General features: G+C 72.1%; 15 protein-coding genes. 8 read left to right on the top strand and 7 right to left on the bottom strand.

What is annotated here, in order from left to right:
- Positions 1–265: 265 nt before the first annotated feature.
- The 3 genes from ACZ4VI_RS04980 to ACZ4VI_RS04970 all read right to left on the bottom strand — a co-directional run bounded on the left by ACZ4VI_RS04980 (position 266) and on the right by ACZ4VI_RS04970 (position 3,465).
- The gene (locus tag ACZ4VI_RS04980; RefSeq protein WP_467996680.1) at positions 266–1,882 is read right to left on the bottom strand and encodes a transporter; all 1,617 of its coding nucleotides are present in this window, start codon (positions 1,880–1,882) and stop codon (positions 266–268) included.
- Positions 1,879–2,724 (bottom strand): ABC transporter ATP-binding protein, encoded by an 846-nt coding sequence (locus ACZ4VI_RS04975; protein ID WP_467996678.1) that lies wholly within the window; start codon positions 2,722–2,724, stop codon positions 1,879–1,881. Before ACZ4VI_RS04975 ends, ACZ4VI_RS04980 begins: the two co-directional genes overlap by 4 nt.
- Before the next feature lie 63 nt (positions 2,725–2,787).
- Positions 2,788–3,465: a bifunctional DNA primase/polymerase gene (locus tag ACZ4VI_RS04970; RefSeq protein WP_467996677.1), complete on the bottom strand. Its 678-nt coding sequence runs from the start codon at positions 3,463–3,465 to the stop codon at positions 2,788–2,790.
- 280 nt (positions 3,466–3,745) lie between these two features.
- Between ACZ4VI_RS04970 and ACZ4VI_RS04965 the strand changes: the two genes are divergently transcribed.
- Complete coding sequence (locus ACZ4VI_RS04965; RefSeq protein ID WP_467996675.1) at positions 3,746–5,128, top strand: transcriptional regulator; 1,383 nt, start codon at positions 3,746–3,748, stop codon at positions 5,126–5,128.
- Between the two features lie 166 nt (positions 5,129–5,294).
- On the top strand, positions 5,295–6,854 hold the full coding sequence (locus ACZ4VI_RS04960; protein WP_467996674.1) for a hypothetical protein: 1,560 nt from the start codon (positions 5,295–5,297) through the stop codon (positions 6,852–6,854).
- A 15-nt stretch (positions 6,855–6,869) separates the two neighbouring features.
- Here ACZ4VI_RS04960 and ACZ4VI_RS04955 read toward each other — a convergent pair whose 3' ends face one another.
- Positions 6,870–8,144: an ABC transporter substrate-binding protein gene (locus tag ACZ4VI_RS04955; protein WP_467996672.1), complete on the bottom strand. Its 1,275-nt coding sequence runs from the start codon at positions 8,142–8,144 to the stop codon at positions 6,870–6,872.
- Positions 8,145–8,347: 203 nt separating this feature from the next.
- Here ACZ4VI_RS04955 and ACZ4VI_RS04950 point away from each other — a divergent pair, with 203 nt between their 5' ends.
- Complete coding sequence (locus tag ACZ4VI_RS04950) at positions 8,348–8,794, top strand: SCO4402 family protein (protein ID WP_467997263.1); 447 nt, start codon at positions 8,348–8,350, stop codon at positions 8,792–8,794.
- 46 nt (positions 8,795–8,840) lie between these two features.
- A complete protein-coding gene (gene purU / locus ACZ4VI_RS04945; protein WP_467996670.1) occupies positions 8,841–9,692 on the top strand; it encodes a formyltetrahydrofolate deformylase in 852 nt (283 codons plus the stop codon).
- A 28-nt stretch (positions 9,693–9,720) separates the two neighbouring features.
- Here purU and ACZ4VI_RS04940 read toward each other — a convergent pair whose 3' ends face one another.
- Together ACZ4VI_RS04940 and ACZ4VI_RS04935 are read right to left on the bottom strand one after the other, a co-directional pair.
- On the bottom strand, positions 9,721–10,971 hold the full coding sequence (locus ACZ4VI_RS04940; RefSeq protein ID WP_467996668.1) for a zf-HC2 domain-containing protein: 1,251 nt from the start codon (positions 10,969–10,971) through the stop codon (positions 9,721–9,723).
- Positions 10,968–11,549: a sigma-70 family RNA polymerase sigma factor gene (locus tag ACZ4VI_RS04935; RefSeq protein ID WP_467996666.1), complete on the bottom strand. Its 582-nt coding sequence runs from the start codon at positions 11,547–11,549 to the stop codon at positions 10,968–10,970. Before ACZ4VI_RS04935 ends, ACZ4VI_RS04940 begins: the two co-directional genes overlap by 4 nt.
- 199 nt (positions 11,550–11,748) lie before the next feature.
- Here ACZ4VI_RS04935 and ACZ4VI_RS04930 point away from each other — a divergent pair, with 199 nt between their 5' ends.
- Both ACZ4VI_RS04930 and ACZ4VI_RS04925 read left to right on the top strand, forming a co-directional pair.
- On the top strand, positions 11,749–12,123 hold the full coding sequence (locus ACZ4VI_RS04930) for an STAS domain-containing protein (RefSeq protein ID WP_467996665.1): 375 nt from the start codon (positions 11,749–11,751) through the stop codon (positions 12,121–12,123).
- Between the two features lie 53 nt (positions 12,124–12,176).
- Entirely contained in the window at positions 12,177–12,689 is a 513-nt protein-coding gene (locus tag ACZ4VI_RS04925; protein ID WP_467996663.1) for an EF-hand domain-containing protein, read from the top strand.
- Here the strand turns inward: ACZ4VI_RS04925 and ACZ4VI_RS04920 are convergent.
- The gene (locus tag ACZ4VI_RS04920; protein WP_467996661.1) at positions 12,676–14,220 is read right to left on the bottom strand and encodes a class I adenylate-forming enzyme family protein; all 1,545 of its coding nucleotides are present in this window, start codon (positions 14,218–14,220) and stop codon (positions 12,676–12,678) included. The two genes, ACZ4VI_RS04925 and ACZ4VI_RS04920, sit on opposite strands and share 14 nt — an antisense overlap.
- Positions 14,221–14,354: 134 nt before the next feature.
- Between ACZ4VI_RS04920 and ACZ4VI_RS04915 the strand changes: the two genes are divergently transcribed.
- Together ACZ4VI_RS04915 and ACZ4VI_RS04910 are read left to right on the top strand one after the other, a co-directional pair.
- The gene (locus ACZ4VI_RS04915; protein ID WP_467996659.1) at positions 14,355–15,545 is read left to right on the top strand and encodes an amidohydrolase family protein; all 1,191 of its coding nucleotides are present in this window, start codon (positions 14,355–14,357) and stop codon (positions 15,543–15,545) included.
- Positions 15,545–16,672 carry an acyl-CoA dehydrogenase family protein gene (locus ACZ4VI_RS04910; RefSeq protein ID WP_467996657.1) on the top strand — a complete coding sequence of 376 codons (1,128 nt, stop codon included), beginning with the start codon at positions 15,545–15,547 and terminating at the stop codon, positions 16,670–16,672. The genes ACZ4VI_RS04915 and ACZ4VI_RS04910 overlap by 1 nt, the downstream gene beginning before the upstream one ends.
- Positions 16,673–16,675: the final 3 nt, after the last annotated feature.

The raw sequence follows: 16,675 nt of genomic DNA, 5'->3' as shown, positions 1-16,675 counted from the left end.
GGGTGCGACCTGGTTGCGGGCCGGAGTCTTGCCGATGCGGAGGGTGATCGCACAATCCTTCGCCGCTTTCCGGCCGTGACCGAACGTTCGGGCAGTTCGGGAGGGGTGCGCCGCGCTCCGGAGGGTGGTCCGCGGGTCGGTGGTCCAACCTCGAACGAGCCTCTGACCTGCAAGGACGGTAAATTCGTTCACCGTTGGAGCAGTCGCCAGGACCTCTGTTCGACCGGAAGCCCGTTCCGGCGAGGGTCCCCGCGCCGGACCACCGTCACCCCTTGCTCACCGCCGCCAGGATCTCCGGCAGCCGCCCCGCCGTCCGTGGTGCCGCCAGCTTCAGGCCGCCCCAGGCCAGCGCGGCGCCGTACAGCGTCCCGCCCGGCAGCAGGAGCCACAGCAGGGACTCCTCGTCCGCGAGGTGGAGGTAGACCGTCGCCCCGATCACCGGGGCGCACAGCACCGCGCCCCCGAGCATGCCGCCGAAGATCGAGATCCACGCCAGCCCGCCCTGCCCCGGCGCGACGTTCTTGTACGCGCTGTCCTGCGGGATCGAGTACGGGAAGTTCGCCGAGGTCACCGCGCCCGTCGCCAGCATCGCCCCGAGCAGGGCGAACCCCAGACCCAGCGCCTCCGGCAGCGCGGACCAGTCGCCGAGGACTGCCGCCGTCGCCGCCGTCACCAGGACCGTGTACGGCAGGGTGATCAGCAGCAGCGCGAGCGCCCGCGCCCGCAGTTCGGCGTACGCGTCCGCCCGCGTCGAGATCGTCTGCGCGACCATCCAGAACGCAGACGTGTCCTGCCCGAACTGGTTGTACATCTGGATGCCGAGCATCCCGGACGCGAAGCACGCGAAGTAGATCGAGCCCGTGCCCTGCAGGGCGTTGAAGAGCGGCACGATCGCGCCGATCGCGAGCGAGGTGATCCACGCAGCCTTCGTCTTCGGGTCGCGCCAGACGTAGCGCAGGCTGCGCTCCATCACCGTTCCCGTACGACCGCCCGGCAGCAGCCGAGCCAGGAGGCCCGTACCCTCCCGGCCGCCGCCCGATTCCGATGCCGCGCCGATCGTCGAGCCGTCCGGGGACGTCATCAGCTGCACCAGGCTCCGCTGCCACCAGTACAGCAGCGCCCCGAGGACGAGGACCGTCAGCAGCAACTGCCCGGCCGCCAGGGCGTAGTCGCCCTCGCTCGCCGAGTCCACCGCCGCGATCGCCGAAGCCGGCGGCAGCCAGCCCACCACCGCCGCGGCCGGTTCGAGCGCCGAGAGGCCGCCGGCGCGGCTGAGCCGCTGCGCACCGAAGTTGACGACCTGGATGCCCACCGCGATCAGCAGACCGCTCAGCACCGCCAGGTCACGGCCCTTGCGCGAGGTCAGCAGCCGTACGTTGGCGGCGGCGACCGCCCGCGACAGCGCCACGCACACCAGGACCAGCAGCGGCACGGCGAGGACCGACGCCACGACACCCGCCGCGCCCCGCGCGAGCGCGAAGGCCGCGCCCAGGCCGATGAGCAGCGTGAACGCGGGCCCGGTGCCGACCAGCGAGGCCACGAGCAGCGACCGCACCAGCGGCCGGGGCCGCAGCGGCAGCATCACGAGCCGCGACGGGTCGAGCGTCTCGTCGCCGCTCGGGACGAACAGCGGCATCACCGCCCACGACAGCGCGAGGACCCCGGTCATCAGGATCGCGATCGAGTCGGCGTCCGCGCTGCCCCGCATCAGGACGAAGGAGAGCAGTATCGCCGCCGCGAAGAGCGCGGTGACGACGATCGACGTCACGTACGCGGCGGTCCGGCCGGCCGACTGCCGCAGCCCGTTGCGCAGCAGCGACAGCTTGAGCCGTACGAAGACGGAGGTGAGGGAAGGAGAAGCGGAGGCCGTGGCCGTGGTCATCGGGCAGTACCCCCGCCCAGCCAGTCCAGGGAGTCCCCGGCCGCCTCCCGCCCGTTCGCGCCCACCAGCTCGAGGAACGCGGCCTGGAGCGACGGCGCGTCGCCCCGTACGGCCGCGAGCGGGCCCTGGGCGCGGATCTGGCCCGCGGCCATCACCGCGACCCAGTCGCACAGCGACTCCACCAGCTCCATCACATGGCTGGAGAAGACGACGGTCGCCCCGGACGCCGTGTACCGCTCCAGCACGCCCCGGATCGTCTGCGCGGAGACCGGGTCGACGCCCTCGAACGGCTCGTCCAGGAAGAGGACTTCCGGGTTGTGCAGCAGAGCCGCCGCAAGCCCGATCTTCTTGCGCATACCGGTCGAGTAGTCCACGACCAGCTTGTTCTGCGCCCCCGCGAGGTCCAGTACGTCGAGCAGCTGGGCGGCCCGCTTGTCGACCTCGGCACCGGGCAGCCCCCGCAGCCGCCCGCTGTACGCGAGGAGTTCGCGGCCCGACAGCCGCTCGAAGAGCCGCAGCCCCTCGGGCAGGATGCCGATCCGGGCCTTGACCTCGGCCACCGACTCCGGGTCGCGCCAGACGTCGTGCCCGGCGACGAGCACCCGCCCCGCGTCGGGCCGGAGCAGGCCCGTGATCATGGAGAGCGTGGTGGTCTTGCCGGCGCCGTTCGGCCCCACGAGACCGATGAACCTGCCCGCGGGCAGCACCAGATCGATGCCGTTCACCGCGATCTGCTGTCCGAAGCGCTTCCACAGCCCTTCGACGCGAACGGCGGGCATCGCACCGGATTCCGGTGCGATGCCCGCCTCTTCGTACACTCCGTCAAATGCCTGGTCAGGCATGTTCCGTCAACCCCTTGGTCGTCCCCGTACTACGTACGAGCACACACCCTAGAGGGCCACTTCTCACGGGCGCCGGGCCCTCGCCGCCGCCGCTTCCCGCCCGCAGGCGTACGCGAGGGGGCTGATCAGCTCCTCGGCGTCCGGCAGCCAGCGGTTCGCCGGGGTGGGCCGCCGCGCCCATTGCACCGCGCCGTGCCCGCCGACCCGCGTGGGCGGGGCCGCCACGTAGAACCCCTCGCCCCGGGTGGTCAGATCGATCGAGGCCGGGGCCCAGCCCAGCTTCCGTACGAGATCGGGGACCTTGGTGGCGGCGCCCGGCAGGACGAAGAAGAACATCCGGCGGTCCGGCGTACACGTCACCGGGCCGAGCGTGAGCTCCATGCGCTCCATCCGCGCCAGCGCCAGGAAGCCCGCCGACTCCGGCACCTCGATCGCGTCGAAGGTACGGCCGGTGGGCAGCAGGATCGACGCCTTGGGCTGCTTCGACCACATGCGCCGCGCCCCGACCGCGCTGCCGGTCGCCTGGGTCGACCAGTCGGGCCTGGCCGGGTGGGCGCCGGGCGTGGCACAGCTCTCGACGCCACAGGAGCAACGCTCCCTGCCCTCCACGGCTTCCAGCCAGGTCCCGGGGAACACGTCCCAGTGCCGCTCTTCCGCATACCGCACGGCGCAGTCCAGCAGCTGCTCGCCTCGCTGCTTGGGGATCTGTGCGGCTTCCGTGACTCCGATGGTCTCTTCCACGGTGAACTCAACTCCCGCCGTCACCTGGGGTTACGGGCGGCGCGCCGCGTCGTGTGGAGCATCGATCCTGCACGGCGGGGCGCATGGGTGCACGGACGGGGGCGCGCGTGGGGCCGGGGAGCGGGGGCGGGGTAGCCAGAGGTGGGGGGTGTCGGCCGGGGTACCGAGCAGGTCTTGTGGCCGATGCGTCCGGTTTCGCGTGTTCACATCGGCATTGACCGGATATCCGCCGGGCAGTGATCAGTTCTCACCGATCGCACACCGGCCTCAGGGGGTAGTCATGTCAGCCAGGCCACTCGTCGCCCGTCAGCCGAACGAACGGCTGCAGGCGCTCATTCAGGAGGCCGGGTGTTCCAACGCCGGCCTCGCCCGCAGGGTGAACATGGTCGGGGCCGAGCGCGGCCTCGACCTGCGGTACGACAAGACGTCGGTGGCGCGCTGGCTGCGCGGGCAGCAGCCGCGCGGGCGCGCGCCGGGGATCATCGCGGAGGCGCTGGGCCGCAAGCTGGGCCGTACGGTCACGATCGACGAGATCGGCATGGCGAACGGCAGGAACCTGGCGGCGGGCGTCGGGCTCCAGTTCGCGCCGACCGTCCTCGGCGCGATCGAGCAGGTCTGCGAGCTGTGGCGCAGCGACGTGGGGCGCCGGGACTTCCTCTCCGGGTCGACGGTCGCGGCCTCCGCGCTCGTGGAGCCGAGCAGGGACTGGCTGATCACGGGCGCGGACGCGCACGTGGCCCGGTCGGCCGGGGCGCGGGTCGGGGTCTCGGACGTGGAGGCGGTCCGGGCGATGACGGCGGCCCTCGTCGACCTGGACCGGCGGTTCGGCAGCGGGCACGTGCGTCCGGTGGTCGTGCACTACCTGAACAGCGTGGTGGCGGGGCTGCTCTCGGGCTCGTACCGGGAGGCGGTCGGCCGGCAGCTGTTCGCGGCGGTCGCGCGGCTCACGGAGCTGGCCGGGTACATGGCGGTGGACACCGGACAGCCGGGGCTCGCCCAGCGGTACTACATCCAGGCGCTGCGGCTCGCGCAGGCCGCCGGCGACCGGGGCTACGGGGGGTACGTACTGGCAGCCTCGATGAGTCATCTGGCCGCCCAGCTCGGGAACCCCCGGGAGATCGCGCAGCTGGCGCGGGCGGCGCAGGAGGGCGCGCGGGGGCGGGTGACACCGCGCGCGGAGGCGATGTTCTACGCGGCGGAGGCGCGCGGGCACGCGCTGCTCGGGGACGTCCACGCCTTCGGGGCGGTCGCGGGGCGTGCCGTACGGGCCCTGGAGCGGTCGGATCCGGAGTCGGGGGACGACCCGTCGTGGATCGCCCACTTCGACCAGGCGTACCTCGCCGACGAGCTGGCCCACTGCCACCGGGACCTGGGCCAGGCGGAGGCGGCGGCGCGGGCGGCGGAGGAGTCGCTCGGCGGCCACCCCGAGACGCGGGCGCGGCGGCGGGCGATCGGCCTGGTGCTGCTCGCCTCGGCGCAGGTGCAGCGGCGCGAGGTGGAGCAGGCCTGCCACACCGGGACGCGGGCGCTCGAACTGCTCGCGACGCTGCGGTCGTCGCGGGGGGCGGAGTATCTGGACGACCTCAAGGAGCGGCTCGAACCGTTCGCGGGGGAGCCGGTGGTACGGGAGTTCGGGGCGCGGGTGGACCTGCTCGCGGCGTGACGAGGGTCACCGCGTGGTGATCGGGCCCTGGAGGCTGGGCAGTTGGAGGTGGTGCGGGTACGGGTTCGTTGTGGGTCTGTAACCGGGATCACACGCGTGTGCGCGGCGCTGGACGCACCCGGTAGCGTGAGCCGACGATTCCGTAGGTCCATCAGTAGGAGTCCCGGTGACGCAGAGCGGACAGGGGCCGGAGCCGCAGTATCCGGCGGTACGGCCCACGCACGAAGGTGTCGTGCTGCCCGCGGAGGGCGGCGTGGAGACCGGTCAGGGCGGGGGCCCGACCGGTGGTCAGCCGTGGGGCGGCGCCTGGGGCCCCGGAGGGCCGCAGGGACACCAGTCCCCGTCCCAGCCCCTGCCGCCGGCCCAGCCGCTCCCGCCGGAGGCCGTGCCGGGCGGGGCCGCGGACATGCAGGCGACCCAGTACATCGCGCCGATCCCTCCGCCCGCCGCCGGGCCGGGCCCGATGCCCGGTCCGATGCCGGGCGCGATGCCCGGAGCGCCGGGCCAGATACCGGGCGCGCTGCCGCCCCACGGCGGCTACGGCTACCCCCACGCCGCCGCGCCCCAGCCCGGCTACGGCTACCCTCCCCCTAGGCCTTCGGCCTGGGAGGTACCCCCAGCGGCCCCGGCCCACCTCCCGCAGCCGGGCCACGCTCAGCCCGGCGCCGCGCACCCGGGCGCTCCGCAGCCGGGTCACGGTCAGCCCGGTCCCGTCCCCGCCCCCGGGGACATGCAGGCGACCCAGCACATCGCGCCCGTCGCGGCCCAGGGCGGCGGCTCGGAGACCCAGTTCCTCGGTACCGGCCCCCTGCGGCCGCAGCAGCCCGCCGGGGCCTCCGACGCGACCCAGTACATCGCCCCCGTACCGTCGCAGACGCCCGGCGAGCGCCAGCCGCCCGCCGAGTTCGACAACCTCTTCCGCAACGACGCCACGCAGCACCTGCCCTCGCCGCCGCAGCCCCGGCAGCCGCAGTTCCAGCAGCAGCAGCAGCCGCCGCAGCAGCAGTACGCCCCCCAGCCGCACGCGCCGTCCCCCTACCCGGGCGCGTACCAGGACGGGTATCAGGACGCGTACGACGACGAGCCCGAGCCGCGCCGCAAGTCGCCGCTTGCGCTGATCGCCGCCGTTGTCATCGGCTGCGCGATCGTCGGCCTCGGCGCGGGCGCGCTGCTCAGCGGCGGGGACGAGAAGGACAAGGACCCCGCCCAGAACGTGGCCGCCGGCTCCGGCACCCCGTCGGCTGCCCCGAGCGGGCAGGCGGCCGACCCCGCCGAGCCGCAGGCGAAGGAGCTCGACAAGCTCCTCGCGGACAGCAACAACAGCCGTGAAGCGGTGATCCGTTCGGTCGAGAACATCAAGCAGTGCAAGAACCTCGACCAGGCCGCCACCGATCTGCGGGGCGCCGCCGGCCAGCGGCGCACGCTGGTGACCCGGCTCCAGGGCCTGACCGTGGACAAGGTCCCGGACAACGCGGCCCTGACCGCCGCCCTCACCAAGGCGTGGCAGGCCTCGGCGTCCGCCGACGACCACTACGCCGCCTGGGCGGACCAGGTGAAGGGCAACAAGAAGCTGTGCAAGGGCGGCAAGGCCCGCAGCACCACGCACACGGTCGAGGCGGGCAAGAAGAGCTCCGACGCCACGATCGCCAAGCGCGAGGCGGCCGGGCTGTGGAACCCGACCGCCCAGAAGTTCGGCCTGTCGAAGCGGGAGCCCCACCAGCTGTGAGGCGGGGCGCGGGAGTTACGGCGCGCTGAGGACCGTCTGGCCGACGTCGACGAAGCCGGGCTTCTGCGCCACGAGCTGCCCCTTGCGGACCACTTGGAACGTCACCTCGTGGTTGACGATCCGCGGGAAGCGGGGGGCGCCGAGCATGTCCTCGTAGCGCCACCGCAGTTCGGGCGTGAGGCCGCCGGTGTCGATCTGCACGCCCCGGTCCAGGGCGTGCGCGACGGCGGCCGCCGTGACCGTGTCGGTGTCGAGCGACTCGATGACCTTCTTCAGGACGGTGTACGCGATCCAGGTCGTCTGGACGCCCGCGTCGGTCGGGTCGACCCGGTTGTCGGCGAACGCGTGCTCCTTGATCACCTTGCGCATCGGAGCCCAGCGCGCGTCGTTCGCCTCCGGGTACCAGCCGGTGACGTATGCGCCCTCGAAGGGGCTGTGCGCGCCGCCGGTGCGGTCGATGACGGGCTGGCTGACGCTGCCGAGCACCGAGGAGATCCGTACGTACTCAGCGCCCTTCTCGTCGTCTCCTTCGTCGTCCGCCGGGAGCCGGCGGAAGGAGTCGAAGAACGTCTGGGTGCGCTCGCCGAGGACGGCGGCGACGCAGCCGTCCTTGCGGCCCGCCTTGGAGCGGGCGCGGTCGGCCTGGGCGGTGTACTCGGCGGCGTCCTCGACGGCCGGGATGTCGGTGGCGCCGGCGTGGCTGCGCTTGCTCAGTCCGGAGTTGAGGAGGTCGGGCAGCTTGTCGCCGGCGAGGGTGTCGGGCCGGACGAGGGAGACCTTGCGGCAGGACTCGGCGAGCTGCTGGCCGTGGCCGGCCATGAGCGAGGCGAGGCCGCCGTTCACGGGGTAGGAGAGCGGGCTGGTGAACTCGTCCTCGGAGATGCCGTAGCCGCCGATGTACGGGATCTCGGCCGCCTCCAGCGGGGCCATGAAGGCCCGGCCGTTCTGGCTGTACGAGCCGACGACGGCGACGACGTCCTCGCGGACGGCCCGGCGGGCGCAGGCCGCGGCGCCCGCGGAGGTGTTCTGCTCGTTGCAGGTGAGGATCTTGAGCTCGTGCCCGTCGATGCCGCCCGAGGCGTTGACCCAGCGGGCGAAGGCCTGGGCCATGGCGGGCATGCCGGGCTGGTTGGTGGCGCGGGTGCCGTCCGGGGCCCAGGTCATCACCGTGACGGGCTCCCTGGATCCCCCCGTGGTCCCAGGGAGCACGCCACAGCCGGTGAGCAGCGAAGCCCCGGCCGCTGCCGTCGTGACGTACGCGAGAAGTGAGGTCAGTCGCCTACCGGTCATGGCCATGCACAATTCCGCCTCACGGGTAACGCAGACATGTGCATAGTTCAACGCCGGGTGACGTAAAGGTGAATTACGGGGGTCGTATACGGCCGGGGAGGGGGCTGGTCGGCCGATCTTGAAGGGGAACGTACGATCGAACGGTGTCCAGTCCAGTCTCAGGTTCGGTGAACTCTTCCCGTCGCGGCCGTCGCTCCTCCACCATGGGCGGCATGCCGCTCAACGACTTGCCGTGGTGGCGCTGGCGCAGCAACGTGCGCTCGGCGCTGCACATGCTTTCCGACCCCGGGTTCCACGAGACCACCTGGCTGACCGGCCACGAGGGGTACGGCGACGTCACCGACGCCGTCTACCGCCTGGTCGAGGACACGTGGCTGGACAACTGGTCCGCCGAGAAGTACGTCGGGACGATCTTCCGCGACTCGGGCGAGGCCGCGCTCGTGGACGTGGCCGTGCTGCGGGTGCTGCGGATCATGCACCAGGTGGGGCCCGACGCGCCGTTCTCGGCGTACATGGAGCACCACGGGTGGCCGGAGGCCGTACGGGCCGCCCGCGAGGCGCACGTACGGATGGCGTCCGCGGACGGCGAGGACCCGGACACGCCCCCGCGCTCCCTGGACGTGCTCCGTATCATGACGCGGTCCGCCTGACGGACGGCCGGCCTGCCGGTGGGGCGGGGTGTGGCAGGCTACAAGGATGACCGACCAGTACGTCCTCACCCTCTCCTGCCCGGACAAGCAGGGCATCGTGCACGCCGTGTCGAGCTACCTGTTCATCACGGGCTGCAACATCGAGGACAGCCAGCAGTTCAAGGACCGTGACACGGGCCTGTTCTTCATGCGGGTCCACTTCTCGGCGGAGGAGCCGGTGACCGTGGAGAAGCTCCGGGCGAGCTTCGCGGCGGTGGGCGACTCGTTCGCGATGGACTGGCACATCAACCGGGCCGACGAGCGCATGCGCGTCGTGCTGATGGTCTCGAAGTTCGGGCACTGCCTGAACGACCTGCTCTTCCGGTCCCGGATCGGGGCGCTGCCCGTCGAGATCGTCGCGGTGGTCTCGAACCACACGGACTTCGCCGAGCTGGTGAAGTCGTACGACATCCCGTTCCGGCACATTCCGGTCACGAAGGACAACAAGCCGGAGGCGGAGGCGGAGCTGCTCGAGCTCGTGCGTTCGGAGAACGTCGAGCTGGTGGTGCTGGCCCGCTATATGCAGGTGCTGTCCGACGACCTGTGCAAGCAGCTGTCGGGCCGGATCATCAACATCCACCACTCCTTCCTGCCGAGCTTCAAGGGCGCCAAGCCCTACCACCAGGCGCACGCGCGCGGCGTGAAGCTGATCGGCGCGACGGCCCACTACGTGACGGCCGACCTCGACGAGGGCCCGATCATCGAGCAGGAGGTCGAGCGCGTCGGCCACGAGGTCACCCCGGACCAGCTGGTGGCGGTCGGCCGCGACGTCGAATGCCAGGCGCTGGCCCGCGCGGTCAAGTGGCACGCGGAGCGCCGCATCCTCCTCAACGGCCGCCGCACGGTGGTCTTCGCGTAGTTGCGGGCAGGGGCGCCCCGGCGCGCGGTTACAGCCGGCTCAGGCTGGCTGCTGCGAAGAGGACGTCCCTGATCGCCTCGCGGTCGCCGTCCTGGCCTGCCGCGGCCTCCTCGGGTGGGATGTGGCCCGCCAGGAGCTGGCAGAACTCGACGCCGTCCATCGCCACCTGGGCCACCGCGTGGTCCGGGGAGCCGACCGCCGCCGGGGAGTCCAGGGCGATGTACCAGTGGCCGCCGCCCGAGCCCTCGACCTCCAGGTGGAGCGAGCGGCCCGGGGCGCCTGCCGCCACGAGATGGCGCGGCGGGGCGGCCAGGCCCATGCGGCGCCGCTCGGCCAGGGCCGCCGGAAGCAGGCGGGCCGCCAGGTCGATCATGCCGTGCAGATGCGCACCGCTCGGCGGAGCGTACGGGTACGCCACCGCGTTCGCGATGTCGTCCGCGTGCACCCAGCACTCGAACGCCCGCTCAAGCAGCGAGTCCCGCATCGGCAGCGCGAAGTCGCCGTACGTCACCGTCAGGTCCGCGACGCCCCGCCCCGCGAACGACACCGTCCGGATCAGGGTGTGGCTCTGCTCCCGCCACGGCTCTCGCACCCCGCGCGTCGGCGGATGGTACGAGCCCTGCCAGTACGCCTCCGTACGCTCCGTCGGCGTCACCTCCGTGGCCTTCGGCCCCAGCGGATCGTCCAGGCCGAGCGCCGTGGCCACGAGGCCGTCCACCGTCAGCAGGTGGCCCATCACCCCGGCCACGGTCGTCTTGCGGCTCACCCGCCGCTCGCCCTCGAACCACTTCAGCCGTACCGGCGCGTGCCACTCCGCCTCGCCGATGTCCCGCAGCAGCGCGTCGAGCCGGGCCGTCTCCGCGTCGTACGGAGTCGCCCACGCAGGCACCGGGATACGGGCCGGGCGTCGGCCCAGGCAGTTCTCCAGGACCCGCGAACGCAGCAGCGGGTCGAGGTCCAGGTCCCGCTCGGAGTGCAGCAGACCCACCGCGTCGCGCAGCCGCAGCGCCTCGTCCGCGCACGGCGCGCACACGGTCAGATGGTCCTCGACCGCCTGCGTCTCCTCCGGCGAGCAGGCCGAGAGCGCCCACGCCCCCAGGAGGGACTTCAGGACGCTGTGCGGGGGAGGGGGAGGAGCGGGCTCCTCCACCGGCTCGGTCGACGGCTCGGTCACGGCAGGGCTCCCCGTCAGGTCCGCGTGGTCGTCCGCGGCGGCACGCGGTCCCGGTATGCGGGGAGCGCGCGCCACGTCGTCGGGAGTGTCGTCGGGCCCGTTCACAGCGAGCGTCCGTAACCGGGCGGCGACGAGCCCTCCAGCGGGCGGGTGTTCGCCGTCGAGAGCAGCTGGAGCCCGAGCCGCAGCCGGCGCCGCGCCTCGTCCTCCGTCACCCCGAGGTCGGCCGCCGTCTGCCGGTAGTCGCGCCGCTGGAAGTACGCCAGTTCAAGCGCGGCCCGCAGCGGCGCCGGCATCGACGTCACGATGTAGTCGGCGCGGGCCGCGACCGAGGCCCGGCGCACCTTCTGCTCCAGCTCCTCCGCCGAGCCCTCCCCGGTCTCCGCGTACGCCGTCGCCTCCGTCTGCCGCAGCCGGTACACGGCCTGCCGCTGGGTCAGCTTGGCGACCCACGAGCGCATGTTGCCCTGCTTGGGGTCGTACGCGTCCGGGTTCTCCCAGATGTAGCCGAAGACCTCGCGGGTGACCTGGTCGGCGGCGCTGTCGTCGTCGAGGACCCGGTGGGCGAGGCTGTGCACCAGGGAGGCGAACCGGTCGTAGAGCTCGCCGAGCGCGGCGGCCTCACCGCGCGCAAGACGCTGCTGCATCCTGCGGTCCCAGCGCGGTGGTGTGTCCTTCGCCATGCGTCGCCCTCCCGACCCGAGTTCACCCTCCAAAGTAATGGGCCGTCCGACAGCACACTCCCCTTTGCGGCAAGTACGCCCTCACGGCGGGGAGGGATGGTAAGGAAAGCGTCAACCCTGGGGCGAGGGGTTTCGAGTCGTCGTGGCGGGGCAGCGGGAGGGGACGGGAACGACAGCCTCCGCTTGAAGGGCACGACGCGTGATGCTCCACGTCGACGAAGACGAGCAGGGCCCCTGGACTGTGCTGCGCATCCGCGGCGAGCTGGATCTGCTGACCTCGCCCCTGGTCAGGCGGCGCGTCCACGACGCCGTCGCGGGCGGGCGGCACGACGTCGTCCTCGACCTCTCGGGCGTGCTGTTCTGCGACTCCAGCGGGGTGGGCGTGCTGATCGCCGCGCGCCGGCTGATGCGCTCCTGCCAGGGCCGGCTGCGCATCGTCCTGCCCGCGCGGGGATCCGAGGACGCCTCGCACGTCAACCGGGTCCTCGCCGCGCTCGGAGTGCGCCGCCTCTTCGACGTGTACGGGGACGCCGAGGCCGCCGTCGACGACGAGGGCCGGCCGCTCTCCGCGTAACGGCAGTGCCGCCGCTCTCGGCGTGGAGGCCCCTCTCGTCGTACCCTCCCGGGATGGAGCCCATGGAACTCGAGCACGACCCCGCAGAGCTCTACCAGCGCCGGATCGCCCGCCGTTTCGCCGCGTTCGACCAGGACGGCGACGGGACCATCTCGCGCGAGGACTTCAGCACGGCGGCGAAGCGGATCCTGACGGAGTTCGGCGTCCCGTTCCGCTCCGACCGGGGGCAGGCGCTGTGCGAAGGCGCCGAGGCCTTCTGGCAGGGCATGGCGGGGATCGCCGACGGCGACGGCGACCAGAAGGTCAGCCGCGAGGAGTTCGTCGGCGGCGCGGTGAAGCGCCTGCACGACCACCCCGAGCGGTTCGCCGAGATCGCCCGGCCCTTCCTGCACGCCGTCCTCGCCATCGCCGCGACCCCCGCCGACGTGGAGCGCGCCCTGCTGACCCTCGGCATCGACGCGGTACCGGCCGCCCTGAGCGCGCGCACCCTGCCGACCGTCGCCTCGGGCTCGGTCGACGAGGAGGAGGCGGTGGCGGCCTTCGCCCGCTACTTCATGACGGAGTGACCTCGGAGTACTGCTCGCGCAGCTTGTACTTCAGCACCTTCCGCAGGGTCTCGTTACGGGGCAGGGCCTCCACCACCTCCAGCTGTTCCGGCAGCTTGTGGACGGAGAGGCCCTCCGCGCGCAGGAAGTCCGTGACGGCCGCGAGCGTCAGGGGCGCGGCGCCGGGCGGCTGCTCGATCACCGCGCAGACGCGTTCGCCGCGGTCGAGGTCCGGGAGCCCGATGACGGCCGCGTCGCCGACCGCGGGGTGCCGGTGGAGGAGGTCCTCGATCTCCTTGGCCGAGATGTTCTCGCCCTTGCGGATGATGATGTCCTTGATCCGCCCGGTGAGGACGAGATGGCCGCTCGCGGTGACGTGCCCCACGTCGCCGGTCATCAGGAAGCCGTCCTCGTCGAAGGCGGCGGCGGTCTGGGCCGGGTCCAGGTAGCCCTGGCAGACGGCCTCGCCGCGTAGCCGGACCTCGCCGTCCCCGGAACCGTCCCCGGAACCGTCCCCGGCGATCCGTATCTCCATCCCGGCGGGCGGCCGACCCTCCGTGGTCGCCAGGTTCTCCGCCGTGTCGTCCGGCGACCCCATCGTGATCATCGGGACCTCGGTCATCCCGTACCCGTGGGTGAGTCGGCACCCCATCTCCCGTACGACGGCGTGGTAGATCTCCGGCGGCTTGGGCGCACCGCCGCCCGCGAGCAGCCGGAGGGTCGGTATCAGCTTCTCCCCGGGCTGTTTCCGCTGCTCGGCGAGGAACATCGAGTAGAAGGCCGTCGATCCGCCGGCCACGGTCACGCCGTGCCTGCGGTACTCCGCGAGCGCCTCGGGCAGCGCGAACTGCTCGAACATCACGGCGGGGAAGCCGTACAGGAGGAGCATCACCGTGTAGTCGGGCCCGGCGATATGGGCGTACGGGAAGGCCATCGAGCCGATGTCGTCCTCGGTGAGGTGCAGCGCGTGCGCGAGGCAGGAGCCGCCCGCGATCAGGGAGCGGTCGGTGTGCAGGACGCCCTTGGGGTCGGAGGTCGTGCCGGAGGTCCAGTAGATCCAGCGGACGTCGGTGCCGTTCGCCGGCGGCGGCGGGAGGACGGCCGGGTCGCCGTCGGGCAGCGAGCCGGGGCCGTACACCTCGAAGATCCCGCGCGCGCCGAGCCGCCGCGCCATCTCCGTGTGGTCGAAGCCGCGCCACACGCCCGGTACGGCGAAGAACTCGGCCTTCGACTCGCGCAGCGCGAAGCCGACCTCGCGGTCCCGGTAGAAGGGGATGACCGGGGACTGTACGGCGCCGATGCGGGCGAGCGCGAAGGAGAGGACGGCGGTCTCGATCCGGGTGGGCAGCTGCCAGGCCACGACGGTCCCGGGGCGGACACCGAGGTCGTACAGCCCGGCGGCGCACCGCTCGGCGCGGTCGCGCAGCTCACCGAAGGTGAGGGTCCTGTCCTCCTGGAGGAGCACGGGCCGGTCGGGGGTGAGGGCGGCGCGGCGGTCGACGAGCTCCCAGAGGGTGCGGGAGGCACCCAGGGCGTGTGCGGTGTCGGTCACGACAACTCTCCCAACTGACGGTCAGTCAGATCGTGTCGGAGAGCGTAGAGGTCCGCTGCTTGTCGGTCCAGGGGTGCGGGGCTAGCCTGAGACCCAAGGAAATCTGACGGGTCATCAGAAATGGGAGTGGGTTCATGACGGAACTGCCCCGCATCATCAGCGTCGACGACCACGTGATCGAACCGGCCCACCTCTTCACGACCTGGCTCCCCGCCAAGTACCGCGACCGTGGACCCCGGCCGCTGACCGCCGGGATCGGGGAGCTGGCGTACATCGGCGGGAAGTACCAGATCACGATGGACCCGGACGGGCCGCCCACCGACTGGTGGATCTACGAGGACCTGAAGTTCCCGTACAAGCGCAACATCGCCGCCGTCGGCTTCGACCGCGACGAGATGACCCTGGAGGGGATCACGCGGGAGGAGATGCGGCGCGGCTGCTGGGACCCGGTGGAGCGGCTGAAGGACATGGACCTCAACCATGTCGAGGCCTCGCTCTGCTTCCCGACCTTCCCGCGCTTCTGCGGCCAGACCTTCGCCGAGGCCAAGGACAAGGAGGTCGCCCTCGCCTGCGTCCGCGCCTACAACGACTGGATGGTCGAGGAGTGGTGCGGCGACAGCGGCGGCCGGCTCATCCCGCTCTGCATCATCCCGCTCTGGGACATCGACCTGGCCGTCGCCGAGATCCGCCGGAACGCGGCGCGGGGCGTCAAGGCGGTCACCTTCTCGGAGATCCCGACGTATCTGGGGCTTCCCTCCATCCACTCCGGTTACTGGGACCCCTTCTTCGCCGTCTGTCAGGAGACCGGCACCGTCGTCAACATGCACATCGGGTCCAGTAGCCAGATGCCGGCCGCCTCCCCCGACGCCCCGCCCGCCGTCCAGGCCTCGCTCAGCTTCAACAATGCGATGGCCTCGATGATGGACTTCCTCTTCAGCGGGGTGCTCGTGAAGTTCCCGAGGCTGAAGCTCGCGTACAGCGAGGGCCAGATGGGCTGGATTCCGTACGCCCTCGAACGCGCCGACGACGTGTGGGAGGAGCACCGCGCCTGGGGCGGCGTCCGCGACCTGATCCCGGAGCCCCCGTCCACGTACTACTACCGGCAGATCTTCTGCTGCTTCTTCCGCGACAAGCACGGCATCGCCTCGCTGGACGTGGTGGGGCGGGACAACGCCACCTTCGAGACCGACTACCCGCACGTCGACTCGACCTTCCCGCACACCAAGGAAGTCGCCCTCGACCACGTCAAGGGGCTCGACGACGAGACGGTCTACAAGCTCATGCGGGGCAACGCCATCCGCATGCTCGATCTGGGCATCGACTGATGGACCTGGCGTACAGCGAAGAGGAGGAGGAGTTCCGGGCGCGGCTGAGGGCGTGGCTCGCGGCCGTCCTGCCCACGCTGCCGCCGAAGCCCGATCCGCTGGACTGGCCGGCGCGGCGCGCGTACGACTGCGGCTGGCAGCGGCGGCTGTACGACTCCGGGTACGCGGACGTGCACTGGGACGCCTCGCCGACCCAGCGGCTCATCTTCCTGGAGGAGACCGAGCGCGCCGGGGCCCCGTACGTCGGCGCGAACTTCGTCGGGCTGCTGCACGCGGGGCCGACCATCGCCGCCGAGGGGACCCGCGAGCAGCGGGAGCGCTGGCTGCCGCCGGTGCTGCGCGGCGACGAGGTGTGGTGCCAGGGCTTCAGCGAGCCGGACGCCGGGTCGGACCTGGCGTCGCTGCGGACGAGGGCGGTGCGGGACGGGGATGTGTACGTCGTCTCCGGCTCGAAGATATGGACCTCGCACGCAGAGGTAGCCGACTGGTGCGAGCTGCTCGTACGGACGGACGCCTCAGGTCCCAAGCACCGGGGGATCACCTGGCTCGCGATGCCCATGGACGCGCCTGGGATCACCGTACGGCCGCTGCGGACGCTCGCCGGGTCGACGGAGTTCGCGGAGATGTTCCTCGACGAGGTCCGGGTGCCGGTCGCCAACCGGGTGGGGGAGGAGAACGACGGCTGGCGCGTGACGATGGTGACCCTGTCCTTCGAGCGCGGTACGGCGTTCGTCGGCGAGGTCGTCGCCTGCCGGCGGGTGCTCGCCGAACTCGCGGGGGCGGCGCGGAAGAACGGCGCGTGGGACGACCCGGGGGTGCGGCGGCGGCTCGGTCGGCTGAGCGCGGAGTTCCGGGCGCTGTGGCGGCTGACGCAGTGGAACGTGAGCGAGGCGGAGGCGGGGGTGCCGGGGGTGGGGGGCTCGGTCTTCAAGCTGCGGTACTCGCATGTGCGGCAGGAGTTGTACGAGGCGGCAGCGGAGGTGCTCGGGCCGGACGCGCTCGACCTCGGGCGCGAGTGGAACCTGGACCGGCTGTCCTCGCTCTCGTACACGATCGCGGCGGGGACCAGTCAGATCCAGCGGAACATCGTCGCCGAGCGGATCCTCGGCCTGCCGAAGGGGCGGTGAGTG

Source organism: Streptomyces sp. NPDC029169, assembly GCF_055563935.1.
Note: the sequence above shows the minus strand (reverse complement) of the source record. Positions and strands in the feature narration are given on the sequence as shown.